Here is a 3,000-nt window from a genome sequence, read left to right as displayed (position 1 = left end):
TGGAAAGGAAATAAACGAGGAAAACGTTAAGGCTGTGCTTGAAGCTGCTGGAATAGAAGTGAACGAGGCAAGAGTCAAGGCATTAGTTACGGCTTTGGAAGGTATAAACATAGAGGAAGCTATAAACAAAGCCGCCTTTGTGCCAGCAGCTTCAAGCACAGCCTTAACGTTTTCCTCGCTTATTTCCTTTCCAGCTGAATGCAGCAGCAAAGCAGCATACACATACTCCATACCCATTCACCTCACCTCTCAACCAAATAATGCACCTAAACCTTCGAGAGCTTCCTCCTCAGCCTTTTCTTCTTCCTCCTCTTCTTCCTTCTCCTCTTCCTCTTTCTTCTCTTCCTTTACCTCCTCCTTAACTTCAACTTTTCTGCCTTCCACAAGCTTCTTCAGCTCTTCATCGAGGGCGTCTTCAGGCAGGAGAGAAGCAAGAGCGAGCATTTCCGAATGAGCCTTCGCAAGTATCTCCGGCATGACGTCCTTTTCGAATATCAGAGCGTTGATAGCCAAGTTCTTAGCGTCAATGAAAGCCTTCGCTATGAGAATCTCAGCAGTCTCTTCCGTCACATATGCAGCGTTGACAGCCAAGTTCAGAGCCTTTCTTGCTGCATCCACAAATTCTTCGAAGACTTTCGCCTCATCTATTGCCAAGTCTTCTGGAGTAAATACTATTCCCTTCTCCATTATTGCTCTCGTTTCTAAGCCTATCTTTATCGGTTTAACATCGAGAAGCTGCAAAGCCCTTGCAACTTCCGGTTTAACGACCTCTCCGGCTTTAACGACCGTGACTGTGTTTTTGACGACAACCCTACCTCTCTCTATTGCCGCTGGAATTCCTCCGGCTTGAAGCTCACCGAGTATCGGACCGGGAGGGAATTTCGTAGGACCGGCTTCAACGACAACATCCACGGGAGAAACCTGATTCGGTTTCAGCGGTGAAGGAACTTTCGTCTCCTCAAGCTTTTTGTAGAGTTTGAATGGATTCATTTCGCTTACGACTATCGCCGTTTGGTCTTCTATAAAGTCTTTCAGTTTTACGAAGTCCCCTCCAAGCTCGTCGAGAGCTCTTTCCAGGAGGCTGTTTTTCACGACTCTTATCTTTGCAAATTCTTTGAAGTCCCTTCTTATTTTTTGGAATTGGGGTGAAGGTACGCCTCTAAATCCGACTATGGCTACGACTGGATGGCTCGTTAGGAGCTTCTTGATGTCTTCAACAGCTTGTCTTTTCCACTGGGGAACTTGTCCGGTTACGGCTGCCATTTCAGATCACCCTAACAGCAGGACCCATCGTGGTTTTAACGTACACGGACTTAACAACTTGGCTTGCATTCTCATACTTGTTTTCAACAACTTTAAGAATTTCGAGGGCATTTTCAGCTATTTTCTCCGGATCCATTTCTCTCGATCCGATAGGAGCGTGAAAAGTAACCCTATCTCTTGTTCTTATCCTAACGGATTTCCTCAACCTGTTTATCATCGGCGTTGGATCTGCAGCGGGAGGAATCGGTTGAGGAATCTTACCCCTCGGACCGAGAATCGGTCCGAGCTTCTTACCGATTTCCGGCATGAGGGGAGCTTCAGCTATGAAGAAGTCTATTTTGTTAGCTAACTTTTTCGCCTCTCTCTTATTTTTCGCAAGCTCGTCTATATCTTCTGGAGAGAGCACGACGTCAGCTCCCGCTTCTTTTGCTTTCAGAGCAACTTCTCCTCTCCCGAATACCCCAACTTTTCTTGGCTTTCCGAGACCGTGGGGTAAGTAGACTACCGCATCTATCCTATTCTCGGGTTTCCTCATGTCAACTCCTCTCAAGTTTACAGCCATCTCCACAGTCTCTACGAACTTTCTCGGTTTGGCTTTCTCTATAGCTTCTCTTATTGCCTCCGCAAGCTTCTCCTTCTCAACCAACATTATATCACCCCGTAGTGCTAACGGCGAACGCCTCCTACGGGCATCGCCTTTAACTTGAGTGAATTAACGCAATCCTCTCTGCTGCTTATTAAAAACTTTGCGCATCCGGGTTGAGGCTTACCTTAATTATTGATAAAATATCTTTCGGCGAGTACGAAAGGCTCCTCTTTCTCTCGATAGCTATCACCCTTAGCATGTAAAAGAGGGCTGTGAGCATCTTGTTTTGCTGTACGGCATCGACGAATTTGTGCTCTATTTCTATCCACTTGAACTCCTTTAATATCCTCTCCTCGTAATCGTTGAAATTCTCTTCCACCAAGCAGTCCCTCAAGATCTCAGCCGATTTTAAAGCAGGAGCGTTTCCTTCTCCGAATCCGCTCACACATCCTATTGCCTCTCCGACTCCGATGTAAATGCACCTGATGAAGGGGCGGCACTTCGAAGGAGGAAGAAGTCGCACTCCGGAAATACAGGAGCACGAAGGCTCTTTTTTCTCGAATCCGTAAGCTTTTCTGAGACCCTCTATTAAAGCTTCTGCTCTTTCCACACTCTTCTCTCCAGCTCCTATGTGCCATCTGTTGTCCCCAAGAGGAAAAGCCCAAGCGTAGCCGAATTGGGAAGTGTAGGTGTAGATGTTCTCGTCTATCTCGTGAACTTCAATTCTCTGAACCGTCGGATATACCCTGTCGTTTTCTATTTTCGGAAGGTATGCTCTTTTATATCCAGTAGCATCAATTTCTATGTCCGCATCGACTTTTTTGAAGTCAATCTCTTTCCACAAGTCCGAAAGCAGCTTGGCTCTGTCGAAAATTACGATGTACTTGTTTTTTAACTTGATTCCGTTCACTATCCCGTACTTTGGTTTTGATAGAATGTAGTCATCTAAATTCACGCCTATGTTTTTGTAAAGCTCCTTCGCCTCTTTATAGGATATTCCCCAAGCACATCTACAGTCCGGTTTATTCCTCACGTCATCGATTCCAACTTCGAATTCGTCTCTCAAAAGAAAGTATAAGTAGCTACCAGCCATTCCAGCACCGTGAATTTGAATCTTCATCGGGAATTTTGAATGTCAAATTATGTTATAT

At 45.4% G+C, this 3,000-nt stretch carries 3 protein-coding genes and 2 pseudogenes; 1 reads left to right on the top strand and 4 read right to left on the bottom strand.

Annotated elements, in window-relative coordinates; translation table 11 throughout:
• Window positions 1-34 precede the first annotated feature (34 nt).
• Window positions 35-100, top strand: a pseudogene (gene rpl12p / locus F7C14_RS11125) (50S ribosomal protein P1); the annotation flags it as partial.
• 41 nt (window positions 101-141) lie between these two features.
• On the opposite strand, the pseudogene rpl12p (F7C14_RS11120) reads toward rpl12p (F7C14_RS11125), so the two are convergent.
• The 4 genes and pseudogenes from rpl12p (F7C14_RS11120) to F7C14_RS07810 all read right to left on the bottom strand — a co-directional run.
• A pseudogene (gene rpl12p / locus F7C14_RS11120) lies at window positions 142-231 on the bottom strand (50S ribosomal protein P1); the annotation flags it as partial.
• 18 nt (window positions 232-249) lie between these two features.
• Entirely contained in the window at window positions 250-1,263 is a 1,014-nt protein-coding gene (locus F7C14_RS07820; RefSeq protein WP_290901610.1) for a 50S ribosomal protein L10, read from the bottom strand.
• A 1-nt stretch (window position 1,264) separates the two neighbouring features.
• Complete coding sequence (locus F7C14_RS07815) at window positions 1,265-1,912, bottom strand: 50S ribosomal protein L1 (protein ID WP_290901608.1); 648 nt, start codon at window positions 1,910-1,912, stop codon at window positions 1,265-1,267.
• 88 nt (window positions 1,913-2,000) lie between these two features.
• Entirely contained in the window at window positions 2,001-2,969 is a 969-nt protein-coding gene (locus F7C14_RS07810) for an NAD(P)/FAD-dependent oxidoreductase (protein WP_290901605.1), read from the bottom strand.
• Between the last annotated feature and the right edge of the window lie 31 nt (window positions 2,970-3,000).

Source organism: Ferroglobus sp. (assembly GCF_015521575.1).
In the GTDB taxonomy this organism is placed as follows: Archaea; Halobacteriota; Archaeoglobi; order Archaeoglobales; family Archaeoglobaceae; genus Ferroglobus.
The sequence above is the reverse complement of the archived record's forward strand: the minus strand, read 5'-3'. Positions and strand labels throughout refer to the sequence as shown.